The sequence below is a fragment of the Dolomitihabitans soli genome, assembly GCF_022213955.1.
Lineage (GTDB): Bacteria > Actinomycetota > Actinomycetes > Streptosporangiales > Streptosporangiaceae > Streptosporangium_A > Streptosporangium_A soli.
Genome location: NZ_JAKNTW010000010.1, coordinates 56,550 through 80,446 on the forward strand (window position 1 = coordinate 56,550; position 23,897 = coordinate 80,446).

The window sequence follows — 23,897 nt, forward strand, 5'->3', positions numbered from 1 at the left end:
TTCAGCCCGGCCACCGTCGGCTTCGGACCCCCGCCGCAGGCGGCCTGGGTGCCACGGTCGAGGGCCCGCCTCCTCCCCGACGCCCGCAGCGGGACCCTCGCGTCGAGACAGGTCCACGAAACAGATCGAATCAGCCCGACAAAACAGCATAGAAAGCAATAAAGCACTACAAAACACCTGAGGGTCGGCGGCCATGCCAGAAAATCTTGTAACAGAAGAGCATCCTCGCCACTACGCGGCCCACATCGCGCGGCATTATACGTATGCAATTGCCGATCGAACCTGCCGTTGGTGGTTACCGCCGACCGGCCAAGGGAAGATCGGTGACTGTAGCGAACCACCCGCGGCCATCGTCCGCAGCATCGCGAAGAGGTGAACGTCGATGGCTGGAGTCAACCCGACCCTTCGACGTCGCCAGTTGGCCGCCCGCCTGCGCGAGTTGCGCAAAGAGGCCGGCCTCAGCATCGATGACGTCGCGCAGAAGCTGCTCTGCTCCCCCGCGAAGATAAGTCGCATAGAGACCGCGCAACGCGGGGCGAGCCTACGTGACGTCCGCGACCTCGCGCAGATATATCTCGTCACGGGGGCCGCCGAGGTCCGGGCCCTCATGACAATGGCCGACGAGGCCAAGAAGCCCGGCTGGTGGCAGCAGTACGACGACCCGGACTTTCGCAGCCTCCTTGGCCTCGAAGAAGCCGCCACGTCGATGACCATTTATGAGACCTGCATAGTCCCCGGCCTTTTCCAAACCGAGGAGTACGCGCGCTCCATCATTCGCGGGCTGCTTCCGCGAATGAGCCCCGACGTGCTGAACGTGCGCGTCGAGGCACGCATCAAACGACAGCAACTACTCTTTCAGGAAACACCGCCACGCTATTGGGCACTCATGGACGAATCGGTTCTGCATCGTCACGTCGGCGGGCGTGAGGTCATGCGCGACCAACTCGGCCGCATCCTGGAGTTGTCGGAGCTTCCGCACGTCGTGGTGCAGGTCATCCCCTTCACGGTCGGTGCGCACATGGGCCTCGACAATGCGTTCACCTTTCTTCAGCTGTCCGACCCCGCGGTCGCCGACACGGTGTTCGTAGAAGGGCTCATGGGGCAGCTCTATCTTGAGAAACCAAGCCATATTGAAATCTACAACGAAGCCCTCGAAAGCCTCCGCGCTGCTGGTCTCGACCCTGCGACATCGGTCGCCCGCATCGCGGAAATCAGGGGATCGTTCGTCGGCTGAGCCGGCGCCGGTCCAATCGTTCCGAGAGATCACAAGGAGATGATGATGGCAGCGGAACATCCTGCGCCGCACCTCGAATTGGCATGGAGGGCCGCCAGTCGTTGTAACGGTGCCAATTGCGTGGAGGTCGCCGAACTTCCGCATGGCGGAATGGCGATTCGCGACAGCAAGGCGAAATTTGGGCCGACCATCGAGTTCACCACCAGCGAGTGGCGAATGTGGATAGCCGATATAAAGACCGGAGAGTTTGACCGGGCGCCGAGTTTCTAACCGAAACCGGGACGGCCCCCCGGCGCTACCAGGGAGCCGATCCCCAACGCCCGCTCCTGCGACGATTTTGAGGAAGGGACGCGTCACGGCCAACTCTAGTACAACCACTTGGGACACACGCACCACAAACGTTGACACCGACACGCACAGATGGCTTACACGTTGCAAGTGAATTACAATCGTCCTCGGCGCAAACATCGCAAGATGCATCCAGTCGATCTATACCTGGAGGAAGCGCATGGAGGACCGACACGCGTTCTGGGGCGCCAATTGGCGTTCCTCCGGGGCGTGCAACGGCGGTCATTGCGTCGAAGTGGCATTCAGCAAGGATCTGGTGGCCGTACGCGACGGCAAAAAGGGTGACGAGGGCCCCGTGCTGGCCTTCGGGCTCGACGAATGGGAGTCCTTCATCACGGACGTGAAGGCGGGGCGGTTCGACCACTAGCCACGGCCCGCCGGACGGCAAGCTCGTGTGCCCCCCCTCTCGGCGGGGCACACGGGTCGGCTTCGGAGGGTGTTCCCGTCGTCCCCCGGAATGAAGGCGACGGCCTCGCGGGGTGGTCGCGACCGGCCGGGGGCCGAGTGGACTCGGTCAGCGGGAGCCAGGCCCGTCACGCCCTGACCCGTTCCCCCTTCGGGTCGAACAGCGGTTCGCGGGCCACCACCCCGTTCACCCACTCACCGAAGATCTCCACCGCCACCTTCGTGCCCGGCTCTGCGTGCTCGACCGGCAGATAGGCGTAGGCGATGGAGGACCCCACGCTGTACCCGTATCCCCCGGACGTGACCCGCCCGACGATCGCGTCCCCCACCCGGACCGGCTCGTTGCCCAGCGCGACCGAACGCGGATCTTCGAGGGTGAGGCAGCGCAGCCGGCGCGCGAGACCCCGTTCACGGGCGGCGACCAGCGCCTCCCTGCCGAGGAACGGCTTGCCGAGCTTCACGCAGAACCCGAGCCCGGCCTCCCAGGGATCCGTCTCCGGCCCGATGTCGGCCCCCCACACCCGGTAGCCCTTCTCCAGCCGCAGGCTGTCGATGGCCCGGTAACCGCCCGCCACCAGCCCGTCCCCCCGGCCCGCCGCCCACACCGTCCGCCACAGCGCCGCGCCGTACTCGCTGGAGCAGTAGAGCTCCCAGCCCAGCTCGCCGACGAACGTCACCCGCAGGGCCGTCACCGGCACGTCGCCGACGGTGATCTCGCGCATCGTCATGAAGGGGAAGGTCAGGTCGTCCGGAGTGAGCCGGGCGAGGATGTCGCGGGCGCGCGGTCCCCACAGGCCGAAGCAGGCGTACTGGCCGGTGACGTCGGCCAGCCGTACGGCGGCGCCGCGTTCGGCGGCCTGCCGGCGCAGCCAGCCGAGGTCGTGGGAGCCGAAGGCGGTGCCCGTGACGATCAGGAAGTCGTCGTCGGCCCGTCTGGTCACGGTGAAGTCACACTCGATGCCGCCGCGGCTGTTGAGCGCCTGGGTGTAGGTCACCGACCCGACCGCGCGGGCGACCTCGTTGTCGCAGACCCACTCCAGGAAGGACGCCGCGTCGGGGCCGGTGACCTCGATCTTGGCGAAGGACGACTCGTCGAACAGCCCGGCGGTCTCGCGGGTGGCCAGGTGTTCCGCGCCGACCGCGGTGGACCAGTGGCGGCCCGCCCAGCCGCGCGGGCGCAGGCCGGCGAGGGCGGGGGCGGCGTTGGACTCGTAGTAGTTGACGCGTTCCCAGCCGGACTTCTCGCCGAAGGACGCCCCTCTGGCCTGGTGCCAGCCGTACGCGGGCGAGACGCGCAGCGGGCGGCCGGCGGAGCGTTCGTGGCCGGGGTAGCGGATGTCGTAGTAGGACTCGTAGTTCTCGACCGTGCGTTTGAGCGTGTAGGAGGGCGAGCGGTAGTGCCGGCCGAAGCGGCGGATGTCCATGTGCCAGAGGTCGAGGCCGGGGTCGCCCGTGACGATCCATTCGGCCATCACCTTGCCGATGCCGCCGGCTCCGGCGATGCCGTGGGCGCAGAAGCCGGCGGCCACGAAGAACCCGCCGACCTCGGTCTCGCCGAGGCAGAACTCGTTGTCGGGGGTGAACGCCTCGGGGCCGTTGATCAGCTTGCGGATGCCCACGTCGGCCAGGGCGGGGACGCGGATCCTGGCGTTGTCGCCGATCTCGATGAACCGGTCCCAGTCTTCGGCGAGGAGGCGGCCGTTGAAGTCGGCGGGCACGGCGTCGTAGGCGGCCTCGGTGGCGGTCCACGGGCCGGAGGTGCGCTCGTACCCGCCCATGACGAGGCCGTCGACCTCCTGGCGGTAGTAGACGAGCAGGTCGGGGTCGCGCAGGGTCGGCAGCGGGCGGGCGGGGCGGTCCAGGAACGGCTCGGTGACGACGTACTGGTGGGACATGGGGACGATCGGGACGCGTACCCCGGCCATCCGGCCGATCTCGGCGGCGAACATGCCGCCGCAGTCGACCACGATCTCGCAGTCGATGTCGCCCTTGTCGGTGCGCACCCGGCTGACCCGGCCGTGCTCGGTGTCGATGTCCAGCACCCGCGTGTGGGTGTGGATCCGCACGCCGCCCGCTCGGGCGCCCGCGGCCAGCGAGTGACAGAGCTGGGAGGGATCGACCTGGCCGTCACTGGCCAGGTAGGCGGCTCCGACGACGCCGTCGGTGTCGATCAGCGGGAACATCGCCGCGGCCTCGGCGGCCGTGATCTCCTCCAGGGGCAGCCCGAAGGTGCGCGCCCAGCCGATCTGGCGGCGGATCTCCTCCATCCGCTCCGGGGTGCCGGCCAGCTTGATGCCGCCGCACTCCACCCAGCCGGGTGGATGGTCGCCCTGCTGGAGGCGGCGGTACAGCTCGACTGAGTACTGGTTCATCCTGGTCAGCGTCGGGTCGGCCCTGAGCTGGCCGACCAGGCCCGCCGAGTGGAAGGTCGAGCCGCTGGTCAGCTCGGCGCGGTCGAGCAGGACCACGTCGCGCTCGCCCAGCTCGGCGAGGTGGTAGGCGATGCTGGCGCCGCCCACTCCGCCGCCGATGATGACGATCCTGGCCGCGGTGGGCAACGCCTTGGCAGTGGTCACCGGCAACTCCAATCACAGGTGTCTACGACGCTAGACCAAAGTCACTACCGTCGCGATTGGACGATCAGCTTCAGCCGGGCCGTGTCACCCTCGTCCCAGTCGTCGGGCGGCGCGACGGCGGCCCAACCGTCCACCACGTTCGGGCCGTACTGGTGACCGTGACCGGGCGGGACGTGGTTGGCGAACACCAGGTCGACCACGACCTGCCAGAAGGTGACGACGGGATACCACCGCATGGCGGGGGCCACGTCGGGCCCGCGCGGGTCGACCATCCAGCCGGGCTTGTCCCAGAGCAGGTCGGGGCTCCACCAGATCACCGGGTCGGAGGCGTTCTGCAGGTAGACCACGTCAGGGTGGCCAGGTTCGCGCAGGTCCTGCGGGAACTGACCGAAGCGCACCTGGAGGCCGCCCTGGTAGACGGGCCGCCACATCGGGCTGCCGGGATCGCGGCCGGCGATCAGGGAACGCCAGATGGGATTGAGGTTGGGCGGGCCGACCAGCAGCGCTCCGTCGGTCCGCGCGATCAGGTCGTCGAAGTCCTCGAAGGCCTCCTCGATGCCGTAGGACCCCAGGCTCTCGCCGAAGACCAGCAGCTTCGGCCGGGCCGTCATGGGTAACCTGGCCCATTCGGCCCGCACGCCCTCGATCAGGTCCGACCCGGCCTCCGCGGCCTTGTCCCTGTCGACGATGAACGACAGCCAGCTCGGAAGCTGGGAGTACTGCATGGAGACGAGCGCGGTGTCGCCGGCGTACATGTACTCGATGGCGTCGGCCACCTTGGAGTCGACCCAGCCGGTGCCGGTGCTGCCCATCACGACGAGCACGTCACGCTCGAACGCCCCGGTCCGCTTCAGCTCCCGTACGGCGAGCCGGACCTGTTCCTTGAAGGACGGCGCGGAGTCGAGCCCCACGTAGACCCTGATGGGATCGGCGGCCGGTCCGCCGGCGAACTTCTCCAGGTCCTCCTTGCGGGTGGCCTTGCCGGTGAAGTCACGGCCCATCCGCCCGAGAGAGTCCCAGCTGACGAGCGACCCCGGGCTGCCGGACAGGCTGCTCGACACGGGAGCGCTCACCCCCGGGCTGGTGCCCCGGTTGGCCAGCGAGGAGGTGTTGTTCATCACCTCGATGAAGTTGCCGAACAGCACGTCGTTGGCGAACACCATGACCAGGAACACGGCGAGCGCCAGGCCGACGACCTTGGCCACCGTCGCGGGGATGAAGCGGCCGAGCAGGCTGATGAGCTTGCGGGTCGCCAGCCTGACCGACCGCCCGAGGGCGAGCAGCAGCACGAAGGTGACCACGGCGAGCACGGCGATGAGCGGCTGGAACCAGGCGATGTCGGTGTCCATCCCCATCGTCCGCCTGACCTCGCGCTGCCAGTCGGAGCTGAACCAGAGCACCGACAGGCAGATCACCGTGCCGCCGCCGACCAGCAGCCGCCAGGCGACGGCACGGGCCCGCGGGCTCGGCGTCAGGCCGAAGCCCCGCCGGAGCAGCGCGCTGAGGATGCTCCCCAGGGCGTAACCGCCGCCGGCGGCGACCCCGCCGACGATCCCCTGCAGGATCCACGAGCGTGGCAGCAGCGAAGGCGACAACGACGCGCAGAAGAACCCGACCGCGACGACCGTGCCGCCGATGCCGAGTCTGCGTCGCACGACTCTCGCTGTCGTACGCTTTTCGTCCCGGTCCCCCACCGGTTGCCCCCGATATAGGTTCAAATCTGGTACCAGCCGAACCCTAACGTCCAGACGGCCGACGTGCGGCGACGGCCTTCTCATAGAGTTCCAGGTAACGCTCCGCCATCACGGCGGGGGTGTAGCGGGCGCGGGCCGCGGCGCGGCATTCCTCGGGGTCGATCTCGTCCACCCGGCCGAGCAGTTCGGCGAGTTCCTCCTCGGTGTCGGCCAGCAGTCCCGTCCGGCCGTGCTCCACGACTTCGGGCAGCACGCCCCGGCGCAGACCCACCACGGGCACGCCGAGCGCGAGCGCCTCGACGACGGCCGTGCCTCCCGGCTCGTCCCACTGCAGCGGGAACAGCGCGGCGCGGGCGGAGGCGTAGAGCCGGTCGCGTTCCGCGCCGCACACCGAGCCGATCCAGCGCACCATGTCGCCGTCCACGTATCGGGACACGCTGCCGGTGTAGTAGCGGACGTCGGGGTTGCCGTGCCCGGGATCGTCGGGGTCCTCCAGGATGGCCGCCAGGTCGGCGGGGTGATGGCAGGCGGCGACCGGCCCGGCGAGGACCAGCGGGATGCCCAGTTTCTGGCAGATCCGGGCGGCGACGTGCTGGCCCTTGAGGTGGCAGATCCTGCCCATGACGACGACGTGTTCTCCTTTGGCGGCCTCGATGCGCGTGTCCGCGAGGGGCGTTGCCAGGTGGACCCAGCCGAGCGCGGAGTCGCGCAGCGCGGCCGGCGCGCGGTCGAGCTGGGAGCGGGAGACCCCGTTGGTGCGGATCCAGGTTCCGGGGAACGCGCCGTAGAAGTGCGGGTGCTTGGCCAGGTCCCAGTGCAGCGTGTGCAGGACGGGCGGGCCCTCCGCGCCCAGCGCCGCGAGTACGGCGGGCCCGACGACCTCGACGTGGTCGTGCACCAGGTCGATGTCGCGGCGGCGGCGCAGCTCGTCGGCGACCCGAGCGAGGTGCGCGTGGGCGATCCCCATGACCTGGTTGTACGGCTTCTGCAACTGGGCGAACTGGCCTTCGGGAAAGACGCTCACCCGTTCGTCGGTCTCCAGCGCGCTGCCGTGGACGCTCGCCAGCACGACGCGGACCCCGTGGCGGCGGAGCTCGGGTACCAGGGTGGCCACCACGTTCTCGATGCCGCCGTAGCCGGCGGGCGGGACCGGCAGCCATGGCCCGGCGTTCATCAGCACGGTCAGGTCCATCGGGATCTCACCTCCTGATCACTCGTCTACCGGGCCCGCTCCCTGGTGAGCGAGGCCAGCGGCGGGCGTTCGGCGACGCTCACGTCGCTCACCCCCGGCACGCCGTGCTCGTACTGCAGCAGCAGCGAGGCCGGCGGCTCCGGGGAGACCACCCGGCCCTGCCGTTCCAGCCGTGACCAGGCGGTCAGCATGATCTGCGCGGCCATCCGGCCGAGCGCGGCGGTGGACTGGTGGGCGTGCACCCGCTCGCCCAGGTCCACCTGGCACATCGCGTCCAGCCCGACGAGCCCGAGCAGGTCGATGAGCAGGCCCAGTTCGACGCCGTACTCGGTGACGTACGGGACGCGGCGCAGCACCTCGCGGCGGCCCGCGTACTCGCCGCCGAGCGGTTGGACGAACCCGGCCAGTTCCGGCCAGTAGAGGTTGAGCAGCGGCCGGGCGACCAGTTCGGTCACCCTGCCGCCCTCCCCCGGGTGCACGACGCCGTCCGGGGTGATGTGCGGGCGCTGGTAGGCGGCCTTGACGAAGGAGACGCCCCGGTCGGCGAGCAGCGGGCCGAGCAGGCCGGTGACGAAGTGCGGGCCGAAGTTGCGGAGGTCGGAGTCGATGTAGACCACCAGGTCTCCCTGCGTGACCGCGAGCCCCTTCCACAGCGCGTCGCCCTTGCCGGAGAGCGCGGGCAGCTCGGGGTGCACCTCGTCCTGGTGGACCACCCTGGCGCCCGCCTCGGAGGCCAGCCGCGCGGTGGCGTCGTCGGACCGGGAGTCCACGACCAGGATCTCGTCCACCAGCGCGGCGAGTTCGGTTCTGATGACGGCGACGATTCCGCCGACTGTCTCCTCTTCGTCCTTCGCGGGCAGGATGACGCTGATGGAGGTCGAGCCCTTGGCCGCGAGAAGCCGGTCGTGCGGCCAGTCCTCTGCCCTGCTCGTACGGCGCCGCATCCAACGGCGCACTCTGACAAGCGTGTCGGTATCCGTTACCTGCGGATAGACCGAGAACTCATCATCCATCGCCTTCCCCGATCGAGAGGAAAACCCCTTGATCGGGTGCTGTGCCCCGTAATGGGGGAAATGAACATATATAAAGCGGTTTGACCGGTATTGCTGGTGGCAAACAGTCCTCGTGACTCCAACGCGCATAGGCATCATCGGCGCGGGAAACGTCGCCGCCCGCCACGCGGCGGTGCTGTCCGGCTTTCCCGACGTCGAGCTCGCCGGCATCGCCGACACCGTGCCCGCCAAGGCCCACGCGCTGGCGGCGGAACACGGCGTGCCCGGCCACACCGGCCACGAGTCGCTGCTCGAAGCGGGCGGACTGGACGCCGTCTACATCTGCGTCCCGCCGTTCGCACACGGCCCGGCCGAACTGGACGCGCTCTCCCTCGGCCTGCCCGTCTTCGTGGAGAAGCCGCTCGCCCTCGACGCCGCCACCGCCGAGAAGATCGCCGCCGAGGTCGCCAGGCGCGGGGTCCCGACCGCCGTCGGCCACCACTGGCGCTACCTCGACGTGCTGGCCCGCGCCCGCGACCTGCTCGGCGGCCGGCCCATACGGCTGGCGCTCGGGCACTGGCTGGACAAGGTGCCGCCCGTCGACTGGTGGCTCCGGCGCGACCGGTCGGGCGGCCAGATTCTCGAACAGGCGATCCACGTCCTCGACCTGGCCAGGGCGCTGGTCGGCGAGGTGGCCGAGGTGCACGCCGTACCGGCGGCGCGCGGAGCGGGAGCGGGCGGGGACACCGACGGGGACATCGACCGGGCCACGGGGGCGGTGCTGCGCTTCAGGGACGGGGCGGCGGGACTGCTCGCCGCGAGCTGCCTGCTCGGCTGGCGGCACCGGATCGGCCTGGAGGTGCAGGCCGACGGGATCTCCCTCGACCTGGCGGAGAACGAGCTGGTGGTGCACACCGCGCGGGGACGGTCCGTCGAACGGGATTCGGGCGAGGCGCGGCGCCGGGTGGACCGGGCGTTCGTCGACGCGCTCCGCGGCACCGGCGACGACGTGCGCGTGCCGTACGCCGAGGCGCTGCGCACCCACCGGCTCGCCTGCGCCCTCGCCACCTCGGCCGCCACCGGGCTCCCCGTCGCCGTGGAGCACACCGATGTGTGACCACGCCCAACCGAGGCGGTGGACGGGACGCGGCCGATGAGGAGGGCGCGATGGGTGAGGCGCGAGTGCTGAGCATCGAGGGGCCGGGCAGGGTGGCGGTCGTCAGCGAGGCGGTTCCCGACGTGGGCGAGGACCGGTTCCGGGTCGAGACGATCTACAGCGGGATCTCGTCCGGCACCGAGCTGACCTTCGTCAAGGGCACCAACCCCTACCTCCACGCCACCTGGGACACCGCGCTCGGCCTGTTCGCCCCCGGTGAGCCGTCGACCGCCTACCCGGTGCGGAACACCGGATACATGCAGGTGGGACGGGTGACCGTCAGCCGTACCCCGGCGGTCGCGGAGGGCGCACTGGTCGCCATGGCGTACGGGCACCGGACGGTTCATGTGGCCGACCCGCTGGCGGAGCGGTTCGTGGAGCTGCCCGGCGACCTGGACCCGCTGCTCGGCGTCTACGTCGCGCACATGGGCCCGATCTGCGCGAACGGCCTGCTGCACGCCGCCCACGACCTGTGTGGCCCCGACGTGCGGGACCTGGGAGACGGGGTCCGCGGACGGCGCGTGGTGGTCACCGGCGCCGGCGTCGTCGGCCTGCTGGTCACCGCGTTCGCGGTCGAGTACGGCGCGGCGGAGGTGATCGTCGTCGACCGGACGCCGGCCAGGCTGTCGATCGCCGAGGCGCTCGGCGCTCGGGCGCTCGACCCGGACAGCACCGATCCGGCCGCGGCGGTGAAACAGCGCTGGCGGCACGGGCCCGGTGACCGGGGCGCGGACGTGGTGTTCCAGTGCCGGGGGCAGGCGGCGACGCTGGCCCTGGCGCTACGCCTGCTGCGCCCCCAGGGAACCGTCATCGACCTCGCCTTCTACACCGGCGGGGCCGATCCGGTCAGGCTCGGCGAGGAGTTCCACCACAACGGGCTCGGCATCCGCTGCGCCCAGATCGGGCGCGTGCCGAGGGGCCTGACGCACCTGTGGGACAGGGAACGCCTGTCGCAGGAGACCATCCGGCTGATCCGCTCGCGCGGGGCGACGCTACGCGAGCACCTCGTCACCGACGTCCTGCCGTTCGAGGAGGCCCCCGGGCTGCTTCTCGAACTCGCCGAACGCCGGCGGCACTGCGTCCAGGCCGTGCTCTGCCCATAGCGGCTCGCCGAGCACGTCGAGGATGAGGGCGGCGGACCAGCTGAAGTCGTGGCAGCCGTGGCCGTCGCCGGTGAACGGGTGGAAGTACTCGCGGAACCCGGCGCCCGCGGCGGCACGCACCATGCCGGCGGCGAGGGTCCGGGCGAGATCGGCGTCGCGGTCCCTGAGCCCTTCGAGCACCAGCCAGCTCGTGTTCATCCAGCTCGGCCCGCGCCAGTAACGCGACGGCTCGAACCCGGCGGCCTCCGGCGGGTAGCTCGGCAGCAGGCCGCGCTCCAGGCCGAACCGCTCGACGGCGGTCCCGATGAGACGGTCGGCGACGTCCATCGGCAGCCCCGGCAGGATCAGCGGGACCAGCCCGGCGACGCTGTCGGCCGCCGGCCGCTCGCCGGTCCGCACGTCGCGGGCGGTGAAGATGCCGCGCTCCTCGTCCCAGAGGCGTTCCAGCAGCGAGCGGGTGATCTCCTCAGCCTGCCGGAGATGGGGCGTGGGATCGACGCCGCAGACGGCCGCGATCTTGGCGAGGGCGACCTCCGCCGCGCCGTACAACGCGTTGAACAGCGGGTCCTCGATGAGGAAGCCGGTGGCCTCGTGGTAGCCGGTGTCGCGGTACGCGGCGGCCAGCGCGGTGTAGCGGCGGTAGTCGCGGTCGGTCGGGCGCTCGTCCGCGGCCACGTGGGCGAGGTCGCGGCGGCGTTCGGTCATCGGCGCGGCGGGCACGGCGGCGAGCGGCCCGTCCCAGGCGGGGCTGTTGTCCATCCCCGACTCCCACGGATGGACGATCGTCACCAGCTCGTCGGCCGACGACCGCCGCGCGGCGCGCAGGTAGCGGTGCTGGGCGGCGAGGCGGGGGTAGATCCGGCGCAGGAAGGCCCGGTCGGGCTCGGCGAGGTGGACCCGCCAGGCGGCGAGGGCGTGCACGGGGGGCTGGACGATCCCGGAGGTCGCGACGCCGGAGGGAGCGTGCGCCGCCCAGAAGTCCCGGCCGGGGAAGTACGCGCCCTCCGGCACCGCCGGGTTGAAGACGATGTGCGGCACCCGGCCGTCACGCCACTGGGCGCCGAAGAGGGTCAGCAGCTCGGTACGGGCCCGGCGGGGCGACCAGCAGGCGTTACCGATCGCGACGAAGGCGGAGTCCCAGCTCCACTGGTGCGGGTAGAGGGTGCGGGAGGGCACGGTGTAGGTGCCCTCCCAGTTGGCGACCAGGACCCGTACGGCGGCGCGGCGCAGCTCCCCGGCCCCTGGCACGGCCTCCGGCGCGGCGATCGGACGTGTCACAGGAACTTCCGCAGGAAAGCGGCGGTCTGCGGCAGCGCCAGCTCGGGCTCGCCGCGCAGCCTGCACTCCAGGGCCAGGTCGCCCTGGTAGCCGATCGCGTCGAGGGTGGCGAGATGGGCGGGCCAGTCGAGGTGGCCGGTGCCGGGCTGGTTCCGGTTGGACTCGCTCACCTGCATGTGCGCGAGCCACGGTGCGGCGGCCGCCAGGGAGGCGCAGGGATCGTCCTCCTCGATGTTCATGTGGTACGTGTCACCGGCGACCCGTACGGAGGCCAGCCCGGTGGCCTCGCACAGCTCGACGGCCTGGGCGAGCGAGTTGACCATGTGGTTCTCGTACCGGTTGAGCGGCTCGATCATGATCAGCACCCCCAGCCCCGCGGCGTGCTCGCCCAGCTCGGTGAGGGCTTCGAGCAGCACCTTCCGGTCGTCCTCCGGGGTGCGGGGCGGCTCGAACGGCGGCAGGCGGCGGGAGAACTGCCCCCAGGAGGCGGGCGTCATCACCCCGGTCCCGCCCAGCTGGGCGATGACCGAGAGCTGCGAGGCCAGGTTGTCGATCGCGTCACGCCGGCGACCGGCGTCGAAGTCGCCGATGAAGTGGGCCATGTCCACGCAGACCGTCGGCATCACCACTCCGTCGGCCCTGGCGCGCTCCAGCTCGGGCAGGCGCGACTCGAAGTGCCGCTCGCCCTTCCCCCGCAGCTCGATCGCGTCGAAGCCCGCGTCGACGGCGAACGCGAACTTCTCCTGCAGCGTACGGCCGGGCAGAAGCTGTTCCTGGCAGGAAACTCTCATGACGGGGCATTCTCCGATGCGAACTTGAAGACGACCTGGAGCACCTCGTGCGGGCTCCGGTCGATCAGGTCGTAGGCGTCGGCCGCGTCCGCCACGTCGACGACATGGCTGACCAGCTCGCCGGTGTCGACCTGACCGCTGATGGCCAGGTCCATGAAGGTGCGCTGGAGCCGCTCCACGTCCCAGCGGTGGGCGAGCCAGGAGGCCACGCCGGAGATCTGGGAGGCCACCAGTTGCACCTGGTTGTGGTGGAACTCCTCACCGAGGCGCAGGTCGAGCCCGCCGCCCTGGTAGAAGCCCGCGGCCACGACCCGGCCGCCCCGGCGCACGGCCCTGATCGCCTCGTGCAGGCCCGCGTGGTTGCCGCTGAGCTCGATCGCGGTGTCCGCGCCGACGCCCCCGGTGAGTTTCCGGACGAACTCCGCGCACGATCCGTCGCTCACGTCGTAGGTGTCGGCCGCGCCGTACGTCTTGGCGAGGGCGAGCCGGGCGGGGATCGCGTCGGCGGCCAGCACGCGCGCGCCGTTGAGCACGGCCAGGCGGGTCGCGAGCAGGCCGATGACGCCCTGCCCGAAGACGGCGAGCGCGTCGCCGAGGTGGATGTCGGCCGTGTGGACGGCGTTCAGGGCGATCGCGCCGACCCTGGCGAAGACGCCGGTCAGCGGGTCGGCTCCGGGTGGCAGGACGTGTCCGGCCAGCTTGACGGCGGGCACGACGGCCTCGGCGCGGTGGCCCCAGATGCCCCAGACGATGGAGCCGAGAGGCGGGTCGATGACGTCGGACGCCACCTCCACCACCTCGCCGACCTCTTGGTAGCCCCAGCCCACGAGGGGGTAGTCGTGGGTGTGGCCGTCGACGAACAGCCTGCTGTCCGTGTCCCAGCGACGGGTGAGATAGGGGTTGGTGCCTCGGTAAGCGGTGAGCTCGGTGCCGGCGGAGATCCCCGAATAGACGGTGCGGACCCGCACGCAGCCGGGCGCCAGTTCCCCTGGCTGCTCTCCGAGAACCTCGACACTGCCGGGCCCCTGGATGGCGACGACGGTGTTCAACTAACTTATGCCTTCTGATCAATCAAAAGTGGAGGAGTTTCAATTGCTACTAACACCATACCTCCTCTTGAAGAATGCATAAGTCTACGCGAGGACGCCGAAGAATCGTGGGATGACACGTCGGACCACGGGTAGAGGACGCACCATCTCAGTTCGGGGACCCACCGACGTGAGGAGCGACCATGCCGGCGAAGGCGATCGCCGCCGCTCTCAGCTCTGTGCTCCTGGCCGGAGCCCTGGCGGCCTGCGGCGGCGACGGAGGGTCCGGCGACGGCGCCCTCACCGTGTGGACCGAGGAGAACCTCCCCGACCGGATGGCCGTGCAGAAATCCATCGCCGCCGGCTTCACCCAGCGGACCGGGATCGAGGTCAATCTCGTCGGAGTCGCGGAAGACCAGTTCAGCCAGGTGGTGACCGCCGCCGCGGCCGCCGGGAAGCTGCCCGACGTGGTGGGCGCGCTGCCGCTGGCCGGGGTGCGCGAACTGGAGGCCGCCGACCTGCTGGACACCGAGACGCCCGGCCGGATCGTCGACGCGCTCGGCAGGGAGGGCTTCACCCGACGGGCCCTGGACCTGAACACCGCGCAGGGCAGGCTGCTCGCCGTACCCAGTGACGCGTGGGCCCAGCTGATCCTCTACCGCAAGGACCTCTTCGCCGAGGCGGGCCTGGAACCGCCCGACACCTTCGAGCGGCTGGAGCGGGCCGCGGCGAAGCTCGACGACGGCGACCTCGCCGGGATCACGCTCGCCGTCTCGGCCCGCGACTCCTTCACCGCGCAGAGCTTCGAGCACGTCGCGCTCGCCAACGGCTGCCAGATGATCGACCGAGGGGGCGGCGTCGGGCTGGCCGGCCCGCAGTGCGTCAGGGCCTTCCAGTTCTACGCCGACCTGGCCAGGAACCACTCCGTGCCCGGCGAACAGGACGTGGACAGCACCCGCGCGACGTACTTCGCCGGCCGGGCGGCGATGACCATCTGGTCCTCGTTCATCCTCGACGAGCTGGCCGGACTCCGGAAGGACGCGCCGCCCAGCTGCGCCGAGTGCCGCGACGACCCCGAGTTCCTCGCCGAGAACACCGGGGTCGTCACCGCGCTGAAGGGCCCGGACGGCACGGCTCCCGCGCAGTACGGCGAGATCGTCTCCTGGGCCGTGACCCGGGACGCGAACAGGGACGCCGCACAGTCGTTCGTCTCCTACATGATGAGCGACGGCTACCAGCGGTGGCTCGGCATGGCGCCGGAGGGCAAGTTCCCGGTGCGCACCGGCTTCGCGGACATCTGGGAGAAGCTGCCCGCGGGGGTGGACGACAGGCGGCCACTCGCCGACGTCTACCCCGCACCCGTGCTCGACGCCCTGCGCACCAGCCCCGAGACCTTCGCCCGCTGGGGCATCCCTCAGGGCCAGGGCGAACTGGTCGGCGCGGCGATGGGCGAACTGCCGGTGCCCAAGGCGCTGAGCGCCGTCGTCGACGGTACGCTCACCCCGCCCCAAGCCGCCGACCAGGCCAGACGCGACGTCGAGGCCATCAAACGCGGCCTGCGCCAATGACGGCCACGCGCGGCCGTACCCTCCGCGAGCAGGAGGCCAGAGCCGGACTCGTCCTCATCTCACCCACGCTGGTCATCACCCTCGTCGTGGTGCTGCTGCCGATGGCCTGGGCCGTCATGCTCGCCTTCCAGGACGCCCGGCTGATCAACATCCGCTACACCGGGATCTTCGGCGGCTACACCCTGGAGAACTTCGGCTACGTCCTGGCCGAACCGGGATTCTGGAGCGCGCTGGTCACCACCCTCGTCTACACGGTCGCGGGCACGTTCCTGTCCATCGTCACGGGGCTGGCGGCGGCGCTGGCGCTGCGCGGCCGGTTCCGCGGGCGCACGCTGGTCCGCGCCTCGATCCTGCTGCCCTACGTCGCGCCCGTCGTCGCCGCCGCGTTCGTCTGGGAGATCATGCTCAACCCGCAGTACGGCGTCGCGAACGTGCTCGGCACCCGGTTCCTCGGCTGGGACGATCCGATCGCCTTCCTCAGCCAGGCGCAGGGCGAGTTCCTCGGCGTCCGGGTCCCGGTGGCGCTGCTCACCGTGATCGCCTTCGAGGTGTGGAGATACTTCCCGTTCGCCTTCCTGTTCATCCTGGCCCGGTTACAGGCCATGCCCGCGTATCTGGACGAGGCGGCGCTGGTCGACGGGGCCACGCCGTCGCAGCGGTTCCGGCACGTGACGCTGCCGCAGTTGTGGCGGGTCATCGCGCTGCTGTCGGTGCTGCGTTTCGTGTTCACCTTCAACAAGTTCGACGACGTCTACCTGCTCACCGGGGGCGGCGCGGGCACCGAGGTGGTCAGCGTGCGGGTGTTCAACCTGCTCACCGCGCGCGGCGACATCGGCGCGTCGGCGGCCCAGGCGCTGGTGCTCGCCGCCGTGCTGGTGGTCTTCCTCACGGTCTATCTCAGGTTCTTCGCCGGGGCGGAGCGATGAGCCGCGACCGGGTCGAGCGGGCGGTCTTCGGCGTGCTGCGCTGGGTGGTCATCGCGGCGCTCGTGGTGGCCACGGCGTTCCCCTTCTATTACATGATCATGTTGTCGGTCAGGGACATCCAGGAACTGATCCTCGACCCGGCCGCGCTCTGGCCCTCGACGATCACCCTGGACACCTACCGCGAGGTACTGACCTCCGAGTCCGGCGGCGGGCAGGGCTTCCTGGTCTTCATCCGCAACAGCGCGGTCATCGCCGTCGCCGCCGTGCTGCTCACCCTGGCCATCGCCGTCCCCGGCGCCTACGCGGTGGCCAGGCTGCGCTTCTTCGGCCGACGCCAGGTGCACTTCCTCTTCCTGGCCGTCTACCTGTTCCCGGCGATCGTGCTGGCCATCCCGCTGTTCGTCCTCTTCACCATGCTCGGGCTGCGCGGGTCGCTCGCCGGGCTGGTGCTCGTCTACATCTCGCAGACGGTCCCCGTCACCGTCTACATGCTGCGCAACTACTTCGAGACGGTGCCGGCCGGTGTGGAGGAGGCGGCGGCCATCGACGGGTGCGGCCGGATGGAGACCATCTGGCGGGTCACCCTCCCGCTGTCGAAGCCCGCCCTGATGGCGACCAGCCTCTACATCTTCATGATCGCCTGGAACGAGTTCCTGTTCGCCCTGCTCTTCCTGGTGGAACGCCGCGAGAGCTGGACCGTGTCGCTCGGCCTGTCCCAGCTCGCGGGCGGCATCGAGATCCCGACGACCGTACTCATGGCAGGATCAGTGGTCCTGACCCTCCCCATCGTGGTCATCTTCTTCGCCGGTGAGCGACTTCTCACCGAGGGACTGACCGCGGGCGCAGAGAAGGGGTGACCACCCTGACACCCGGACAGATCCTCCAGCTCATCCGCGAGGGCAGGTGCCGAACCCGCAAGGAGCTGATCGAGCACACCGGCCTGTCCCGGTCGACCATCACCGACCGGGTCGACCGTCTCATGGAGGCCCGCTACGTGCGGGAGTCAGGGGTGGCCGTCTCCAGCGGCGGCCGGCCGCCCACGGTCCTGGAGGTGGACCCGTCCTCCCGCCTGCTCCTCGTCGCCGACCTCGGGGCCGGTCACGCCGGGGTCGCGCTCACCGACCTGACCGCCACGCCGCTGGCGGAGGAGTTCACCGAGATGCGCATCGAGCGCGGCCCGGAGGAGGTCCTCGCCTGGGTGTGCGAGGCGTTCCACCGGCTCCTCGCGGAAACCGGCCGGGCCCTGACCGACGTGTGCGGCATCGGCATCGACGTCCCCGGCTCCGTCGACCACGCGGCCGGCCGGGTCAACCGCTCGTTCCTGATGCCCGGCTGGGACGACCATCCCGTCGCCGAGGTCATGCGCCGCTCCTTCGACGTGCCCATCCTGGTCGAGAACGACGCCACCGCCATGGCCGTCGGCGAATGGTGGTCCTCCTGGCGTTCCGTCCCCTCGCTGCTGCTCGTCAAGGTCGCGACCGGGATCGGCGCGGGCATCGTGCTCGACGGCCGCATCTACCGCGGCGCCCAGGAGGCCGCGGGAAGCATCGGCCACGTCCGCCTCCGCGAGCAGGACGACCGGGTCTGCTCCTGCGGCTCACGCGGCTGCGTGGCCTCCCTCGCCAGCGGCCAGGCCATCGCCCGCGACCTGGGCGCCGATCTCACCAGCCGCGACGTGGTCCGCCTGGTCCAGATGGGCGACCCCGCCGCCATCGCCCGCACCCAGGAGGCCGGCCGTACCCTGGGCATCGTGCTGGCCACCGCCGTGAGCCTGCTCAATCCGGGCGTGCTCGTGCTGGCCGGCGACATGGCCGAGACCCAGGAGCACTATCTGACCGGCATCCGGGAGACGGTCTACCGCCGCTCCCTGCCGTACACCACCCATGGCCTGGAGATCGCCACCAGCCGCCTCGGCCACCGGGCGGGGGTGATCGGCGGGGCGGTCTCCGTGATCGACCACGTCCTGTCCCCCACCGTCGTCGACGCGCGCCTCCTCCCCTGATCAGGAGACCGGCCGGGCACGTTCAACCGGGCGGGGTGCGGCCCCGACCTCCGGCGTCCGGCCCGCCGCCCACACGCCCAGCGCGAACAACGTCGCGACCTCGGTGATCGCCAGGCCCCGCTCGACCACGCCGAGCGGCATGACCCGCCACCACGGCATGTCGTTCCAGAGGGCGAAGCCGATCGCTGCCGTGATCCCGGCCACCCACAGCAACGAGCCCAGCCCCAGCCAGGTCACCACGCGCGCCGCCAGGTGCCGCCGCCACGGCCTGCTGATCAGTAGCGCGGCGATCGGGAGGCTGAGGAAGGCGACGATGCTGCCCACCCGGTGGATGCTCCCGTTCAGGCTCGGGCCCACGGACCAGTCATGCTTGGGAAACGCGGCGGTCACCAGCATTCCCACGCTCCACGCAGCCAGCGCCAGCATCCCCGGCGAGAGGGCGGGGGCCAGCCGCCTGCGGGCGAGCGACACCGCGATCGCCACCGAGCCGATGCCGACCAGGCCGACCGCGAGCCCGAAGAGCCAGCCGCTGGGGCCGAGACCGTGCTCACTGATGGTCCGCCTCAACGGGTTGACCACCGCGACGTATCGCAGGTCCAGCGCCACGATCACCGTGACCGCCACCCCCACCGCGACCACGCCGACAACCGCCGCTCGATGCACGGGCCTCCTCCCTTCCCCCAGGATGATCCCGCAAAGGGGGTAAAGGCCGCATATAGGCGTACGGGTCTGCCACGCCTTGATCATTGAGCGAATAGATCAAGAACGCTTGCCGGAAGTTGGCTTCAGGGCAATAAAAAGCCCCGCCATTCCCGGAGGAAGGCGGGGAAGAATCACTTTCAGCGCACAGAATCTCACCCTGAGTTGTCATCGCGGCGGCGCTTCACCTTGGGGAGCGCGTAGCCGGTGCGGCGTTTTGACCACGTACGCCCCCAGAAGAGAGAGGCCGGGACGAAGCCGACGCCGAGGATTCCGGCTCCCAGGTCGAGGAGTGGGGTGTCCAGATCGATGCGGAGATCGGCGTCGAGGAGATCACGCTCGCCCTTGAGGACCGGGAGGTCCACGTCGGCGAAGAGCTCGACCTTGAGCAGATGGCGGCGAGGGGCCTCAGGTTTCGGCTTTGGTTCCGGCTTTGGCTCGGGCTCAGGTTCCGGCTCGGGCTCGGGTTCGGGTTCGGGTTCGGGTTCGGGTTCGGGTTCGGGTTCGGGTTCCGGCTCGGGTTCCGGCTCGGGCTCGGGCGGGTCGAAGTCGGAGGGCCGGGGTTCAGGGGCCGGATCGGAGGGCTCGGGCTCGGGTGCGGGCTCCGAGGGCTCGGGCGGCTCGGGGGCGGCCTCGGTGGGGTCGGCGGATCCCGTCGGGGCGGGTTCGGCGGTCGGGGCGGTCGGCTCCGAGGCGGTGGGGTTCGGGTCCGCCGGGGTGGGACGCGCCTCGGGAACCTGGGAGGGCGGGCGCCGGGTGGGCGCCGTGGTGGTCTCGTCGCTGGGCGGCGCGGTCTCGTCCGGTGCGGCGGGGCCCGGGGTGCGGGCGGGCGGGGCCGTGGAGGCGGGAGGCCGGGCGCCGGTGATCTCCGGTGGCTCGTCGTCCCGCAGGACGGCGAACGTGGTGACGATCGCCGCCGCCGTGACCACGGTGAGGACGCCGGTGACGGCCAGCTTGGCCACGGGCGTGAGCACGGTGTGCGCCAGGGACGAGGTCGCCGGGGCGTTCGCCGGGGCGAGCGGGAAGAAGCCCACGTGGGACGCGGTGAGACCGCCCAGCCCGAGCCTGCCGCGCTCCTCCCAGCCGGCGCCGTAGGCGGCGACGGCCGACGCCTCCAACTCGGCGAGGAACGCCTTGACGGTGCGCGGCCGGTCTTCGGGGCTCTTGGCCATCCCGTGCTCGACCAGCCCGCGTAACGGATCGTCCACGTTCTCGACGGGAGGCGGCATGGTCCGGTGCTGGTAGGCGAGCGCGGCGAGGTTCTCCGCCTGGAAGGGGCGGTTGCCGGTCAGGCACTCGAAGAACACCACCGTGGCCGCGTAGACGTCGGTGGCGGGGCTGGCCGGGGCGTCCTCCCACTGCTCGGGGGCCATGTAGGGCGGCGTGCCCGCCGGATGGCCGGCCTCGCCGGAGTGGACGGCGACGCCGAAGTCGACCAGCTTGCTGTCGCCCGCTGCCGTGACGATGACGTTCTCCGGCTTGAAGTCCCGGTGCACCACTCCCACCGTGTGCGCCGCCGCGAGGCCGAGCAGTGATCCCTTGAGCACCACGAGCGCGGCCTCCGGGCCGGTGGGACCCTCGCGGGCGATCAGGCGCCGCAGGGTCACGCCGTCCACGAGTTCCATCACGATCGCCGCGCCGTGCTCGCTCTCGACGTAGTCGTGCAGCTTCACGGTGTGCGGATCGTCGAGTACGGCGAGCAGCCGCGCCTCGATCCGGAACCGCTCGACGAACTCGCCGTCGTCGCGGAGTTTCTCGGAGAGATATTTGATCGCGACGTACGAACGGTCGGCGTCGCGACGGGCCAGCATCACCCGGCCGCCACCGCCGTGGCCGAGCTCACGCATCTCCGTATAACCGGGAACCTGCCACATCTCAGGGCGGCCATCCACGACGAACTCCCCCGCACTACACAGAAGCGTCAAATGCGTTTACGCACGGACGTTAACCCGGCGATGATCCTCTGTCGAGAGCCCTTCCGCCAGGAACTTTCAGCAGCCAAGGTGATACGCGTGACGTATTACAGTGATTTCGCCCCTGGTTCCGGTCGCCGTCAACCGCGTGCGGCGTTCGACTCGGACGCGCCTCGCCTCGATCTCAACGGGCTGTGGCGGTTCCATCTGTCCCCAACGGTCGCGGGCGCTCCCGATGGCGTGGGTGAGACGGACTTCGACGACTCCGGCTGGGGGGAGTTGCCCGTTCCGGCGCACTGGCAGTTGCACGGGCACGGCTCTCCCGCTTACACGAACGTGAACTATCCCTTTCCGCTCGACCCGCCGTACGTGCCGGACGAGAACCCGACGGGTGACTACCGGCGGGAGTTCGACGTTCCGGCGGACTGGGCGGGGCAGGGCGCGGTGTTGCGGTTCGAGGGGGTCGATTCGACCTTCAAGGTGTGGCTCAACGGGCACGAGCTCGGGTTCTCGACGGGGAGCCGGTTGCCGTCCGAGTTCGATGTGACCGAGACGCTGTCGCCGGGCAGGAACGTGCTGGCCGTACGGGTGCATCAGTGGTCGGCGGCGAGTTACCTGGAAGACCAGGATATGTGGTGGCTTTCTGGGATATTTCGGGATGTTTCGGTGATTCAGCGGCCTGCCGGGGCCCTGGACGACTTCTTCGTCCACGCCGACTACGACCACACGACCGGGAGGGGCACGCTGCGGATCGAGACCTCCGTCCCGGCGACGCTCACGGCTGGCGAGCTCGGACTGGCCGGGGTCCCCGCGGGCGAGGTCCAAGTGATCGACTCGGTCGAGCCCTGGACGGCGGAGCTTCCCCGGCTCTACCACGCCGAACTGGTCGCCGACGGCGAGCGGGTACCGCTGCGGATCGGCTTCAGGACCGTCGTGGTCGAGGACGGCCTGCTCAAGGTGAACGGCAGGCGCATCCTGTTCCGCGGCGTGAACCGGCACGAATGGCACCCCGAGCACGGGCGCGTGCTCGACGAGGAGACCATGCGCGCCGACATCCTGCTGATGAAGCGCCACAACGTCAACGCCGTGCGGACCAGCCACTACCCGCCGCACCCCCGTTTCATGGAGCTCTGCGACGAACTGGGCCTGTGGGTGATCGCCGAGTGCGACCTGGAGACGCACGGCTTCACCTTCGTCGGCTGGCGGGACAACCCCAGCGCCGACCCCCGCTGGCGCGAGTCGTACCTGGACCGGATGCGCCGGACCGTGGAACGCGACAAGAACCGCCCGAGCGTCATCATGTGGTCGCTCGGCAACGAGTCCGGCGTCGGCGACAACCTGCGGGCGATGGCCGAGTGGACCCGCGACCGCGACCCGGGCAGGCCGATCCACTACGAGCACGACTGGGACAGCGAGTACGTCGACGTCTACAGCAGGATGTATCCCCCGGTCGACGAGGTCGAGCTGATCGGCCGGCGGGCCGAGAAGCCGCTCGACGATCCCGCGGCCGACGAGCACCGGCGCGGCCTGCCGTTCATCCTGTGCGAGTACGCCCACGCGATGGGGAACGGGCCGGGCGGGCTGGCGGAGTACCAGGAGCTGTTCGAGAGGTATCCCCGTTGCCAGGGAGGCTTCGTCTGGGAGTGGCTCGACCACGGCCTCCGCCACCCGGAGTACGGCTACGCCTATGGCGGAGACTTCGGGGAGGAACTGCACGACGGCAACTTCGTCACCGACGGGCTGGTCTTCCCCGACCGCACGCCGTCCCCCGGGCTCGACGAGTACAAGAAGGTGATCGAGCCCGTCCGCATCACGGTCGGCGACTCCGTGACGGTCGCCAACCTGCACGACTTCCGCGACCTGTCGCACCTGACCTTCCTGTGGACCCTCGAAGAGCACGGCCGGCCGATCGCCCACGGCGTCCTCGGCCTCCCCGCCGTGCCCGCGGGGACCAGCGCCGAGTCGCCTCTCCCCGCGCTGCCGGCGACCACCGAGGAGACCTTCCTCACCGTGCGCGCCGTACTCACCGACGACCAGCCCTGGGCCTCCGCGGGCCACGAGGTCGCCTGGGCGCAGTGCGCCGTCACGCCGCCGGTGGCGGTGGCCACTCCGCGGGCGCTCACGGTGGCCTCCGGCACGTTCGACCCGGTCACCGGGGCGCTGCGGCGGATCGGCGACGTTCCCGTGGCGGGGCTGCGGCTGGACCTGTGGCGGGCGCCCACCGACAACGACTCGGGCGGCCACGAGCCGATCGCCGACGTGTGGCGGCGGGCGGGGCTGCACCGCCTGCGGCACCGGGTCGCCGAGGCCGGGATGGACGACGGCGCGCTCGTCGTCAGGACCCGGGTGGCCGCCGCGGCCCATGACCGTTCGATGCTCGCGACCTACCGGTGGACCGGCGACGACGACCGGCTCCACCTCACCCTGACCGTCGAGCCCCAGGGCGACTGGGACTTCCCGATCCCCCGCCTCGGCCTCCGCCTGGCCCTGCCCGGGTGGATCAGCCGCGCCGAGTGGTACGGCCGGGGCCCCGGCGAGTCGTACGCCGACAGCGACCGGGCGGCCAGGGTCGGCAGGCACGCCATGACCGTGGACGACCTGCAGACCCCCTACGTCTATCCCCAGGAGAACGGCAACCGGGCCGCCGTCCGCTGGGCCACCCTCGCCGGTGCCGACGGCCGGGGCGTGCGCGTCACCGGAACGCCCTTCTTCGACCTCACCGCCCGCCGCTGGACCAGCGAGGACCTCGACGCCGCCCGCCATCTGACCGACCTCACCCCCGGCGACGCCGTGCACGTCAACCTCGACGTCGCCCAGGACGGCCTGGGCACCGCCGCGTGCGGCCCGGACGTCCTGCCCCAGCACCGCCTGCACGCCCGCCCCGCCACCCTGTCCCTGACGTTCTCCCCCCTGACCACGTAGCGGTCCCCGCCCACCTGGCGATCCCTGCCCTCCTCAGCCTTCGGCTCGGCAGGGTCGCCGGGCCCGTCGT

19 protein-coding genes are annotated in these 23,897 nt (G+C 70.6%); 10 read left to right on the top strand and 9 right to left on the bottom strand.

Annotated elements, in window-relative coordinates; all coding sequences use genetic code 11:
- Positions 1–382 precede the first annotated feature (382 nt).
- The 3 genes from MBA17_RS22180 to MBA17_RS22190 all read left to right on the top strand — a co-directional run bounded on the left by MBA17_RS22180 (position 383) and on the right by MBA17_RS22190 (position 1,949).
- A complete protein-coding gene (locus MBA17_RS22180; RefSeq protein WP_238498459.1) occupies positions 383–1,234 on the top strand; it encodes a helix-turn-helix domain-containing protein in 852 nt (283 codons plus the stop codon).
- Between the two features lie 39 nt (positions 1,235–1,273).
- Positions 1,274–1,504, top strand: coding sequence for a DUF397 domain-containing protein (locus MBA17_RS22185; RefSeq protein ID WP_238498460.1), 231 nt, complete (start codon positions 1,274–1,276; stop codon positions 1,502–1,504).
- 238 nt (positions 1,505–1,742) lie between these two features.
- Entirely contained in the window at positions 1,743–1,949 is a 207-nt protein-coding gene (locus tag MBA17_RS22190) for a DUF397 domain-containing protein (RefSeq protein WP_238498461.1), read from the top strand.
- A 166-nt stretch (positions 1,950–2,115) separates the two neighbouring features.
- On the opposite strand, the gene MBA17_RS22195 is transcribed toward MBA17_RS22190, so the two are convergent.
- From MBA17_RS22195 to MBA17_RS22210, 4 genes are all read right to left on the bottom strand, one after another.
- Entirely contained in the window at positions 2,116–4,563 is a 2,448-nt protein-coding gene (locus MBA17_RS22195) for a GcvT family protein (protein WP_238498462.1), read from the bottom strand.
- Positions 4,564–4,607: 44 nt separating this feature from the next.
- Complete coding sequence (locus tag MBA17_RS22200) at positions 4,608–6,218, bottom strand: alpha/beta hydrolase (protein WP_238498463.1); 1,611 nt, start codon at positions 6,216–6,218, stop codon at positions 4,608–4,610.
- Between the two features lie 82 nt (positions 6,219–6,300).
- Complete coding sequence (locus MBA17_RS22205) at positions 6,301–7,449, bottom strand: glycosyltransferase (RefSeq protein ID WP_238498464.1); 1,149 nt, start codon at positions 7,447–7,449, stop codon at positions 6,301–6,303.
- 26 nt (positions 7,450–7,475) lie between these two features.
- The gene (locus MBA17_RS22210) at positions 7,476–8,393 is read right to left on the bottom strand and encodes a glucosyl-3-phosphoglycerate synthase (RefSeq protein WP_238498731.1); all 918 of its coding nucleotides are present in this window, start codon (positions 8,391–8,393) and stop codon (positions 7,476–7,478) included.
- 181 nt (positions 8,394–8,574) lie between these two features.
- On the opposite strand from MBA17_RS22210, the gene MBA17_RS22215 reads away from it, so the two are divergent.
- Both MBA17_RS22215 and MBA17_RS22220 read left to right on the top strand, forming a co-directional pair.
- The gene (locus tag MBA17_RS22215) at positions 8,575–9,558 is read left to right on the top strand and encodes a Gfo/Idh/MocA family protein (RefSeq protein WP_238498465.1); all 984 of its coding nucleotides are present in this window, start codon (positions 8,575–8,577) and stop codon (positions 9,556–9,558) included.
- Between the two features lie 50 nt (positions 9,559–9,608).
- Positions 9,609–10,700 carry a zinc-dependent alcohol dehydrogenase gene (locus MBA17_RS22220; protein WP_238498466.1) on the top strand — a complete coding sequence of 364 codons (1,092 nt, stop codon included), beginning with the start codon at positions 9,609–9,611 and terminating at the stop codon, positions 10,698–10,700.
- Here the strand turns inward: MBA17_RS22220 and MBA17_RS22225 are convergent.
- Genes MBA17_RS22225 through MBA17_RS22235 form a run of 3 tightly spaced genes read right to left on the bottom strand, consistent with a single transcriptional unit; the run spans position 10,590 to position 13,818 of the window.
- Positions 10,590–11,978, bottom strand: coding sequence for an amylo-alpha-1,6-glucosidase (locus MBA17_RS22225; protein ID WP_238498467.1), 1,389 nt, complete (start codon positions 11,976–11,978; stop codon positions 10,590–10,592). The genes MBA17_RS22220 and MBA17_RS22225 overlap by 111 nt on opposite strands.
- Positions 11,975–12,769 carry a sugar phosphate isomerase/epimerase family protein gene (locus tag MBA17_RS22230; protein WP_238498468.1) on the bottom strand — a complete coding sequence of 265 codons (795 nt, stop codon included), beginning with the start codon at positions 12,767–12,769 and terminating at the stop codon, positions 11,975–11,977. The genes MBA17_RS22225 and MBA17_RS22230 overlap by 4 nt, the downstream gene beginning before the upstream one ends.
- The gene (locus MBA17_RS22235) at positions 12,766–13,818 is read right to left on the bottom strand and encodes a zinc-dependent alcohol dehydrogenase (RefSeq protein WP_238498469.1); all 1,053 of its coding nucleotides are present in this window, start codon (positions 13,816–13,818) and stop codon (positions 12,766–12,768) included. The genes MBA17_RS22230 and MBA17_RS22235 overlap by 4 nt, the downstream gene beginning before the upstream one ends.
- Before the next feature lie 182 nt (positions 13,819–14,000).
- Between MBA17_RS22235 and MBA17_RS22240 the strand changes: the two genes are divergently transcribed.
- The 4 genes from MBA17_RS22240 to MBA17_RS22255 are packed head-to-tail and all read left to right on the top strand — an operon-like array spanning position 14,001 to position 18,293.
- Positions 14,001–15,365: an ABC transporter substrate-binding protein gene (locus MBA17_RS22240; protein WP_238498470.1), complete on the top strand. Its 1,365-nt coding sequence runs from the start codon at positions 14,001–14,003 to the stop codon at positions 15,363–15,365.
- Positions 15,362–16,291 (top strand): carbohydrate ABC transporter permease, encoded by a 930-nt coding sequence (locus tag MBA17_RS22245; RefSeq protein ID WP_238498471.1) that lies wholly within the window; start codon positions 15,362–15,364, stop codon positions 16,289–16,291. Before MBA17_RS22240 ends, MBA17_RS22245 begins: the two co-directional genes overlap by 4 nt.
- Positions 16,288–17,148 (top strand): carbohydrate ABC transporter permease, encoded by an 861-nt coding sequence (locus MBA17_RS22250; RefSeq protein WP_238498472.1) that lies wholly within the window; start codon positions 16,288–16,290, stop codon positions 17,146–17,148. Before MBA17_RS22245 ends, MBA17_RS22250 begins: the two co-directional genes overlap by 4 nt.
- The gene (locus tag MBA17_RS22255; protein ID WP_238498473.1) at positions 17,145–18,293 is read left to right on the top strand and encodes an ROK family transcriptional regulator; all 1,149 of its coding nucleotides are present in this window, start codon (positions 17,145–17,147) and stop codon (positions 18,291–18,293) included. Before MBA17_RS22250 ends, MBA17_RS22255 begins: the two co-directional genes overlap by 4 nt.
- On the opposite strand, the gene MBA17_RS22260 is transcribed toward MBA17_RS22255, so the two are convergent.
- Together MBA17_RS22260 and MBA17_RS22265 are read right to left on the bottom strand one after the other, a co-directional pair.
- Complete coding sequence (locus tag MBA17_RS22260; protein WP_238498474.1) at positions 18,294–18,956, bottom strand: DUF998 domain-containing protein; 663 nt, start codon at positions 18,954–18,956, stop codon at positions 18,294–18,296.
- A 191-nt stretch (positions 18,957–19,147) separates the two neighbouring features.
- Positions 19,148–20,884 (bottom strand): serine/threonine-protein kinase, encoded by a 1,737-nt coding sequence (locus MBA17_RS22265; protein ID WP_238498475.1) that lies wholly within the window; start codon positions 20,882–20,884, stop codon positions 19,148–19,150.
- A gap of 63 nt (positions 20,885–20,947) precedes the next feature.
- Between MBA17_RS22265 and MBA17_RS22270 the strand changes: the two genes are divergently transcribed.
- Positions 20,948–23,827, top strand: coding sequence for a glycoside hydrolase family 2 TIM barrel-domain containing protein (locus MBA17_RS22270; RefSeq protein ID WP_455432818.1), 2,880 nt, complete (start codon positions 20,948–20,950; stop codon positions 23,825–23,827).
- Positions 23,828–23,897: the final 70 nt, after the last annotated feature.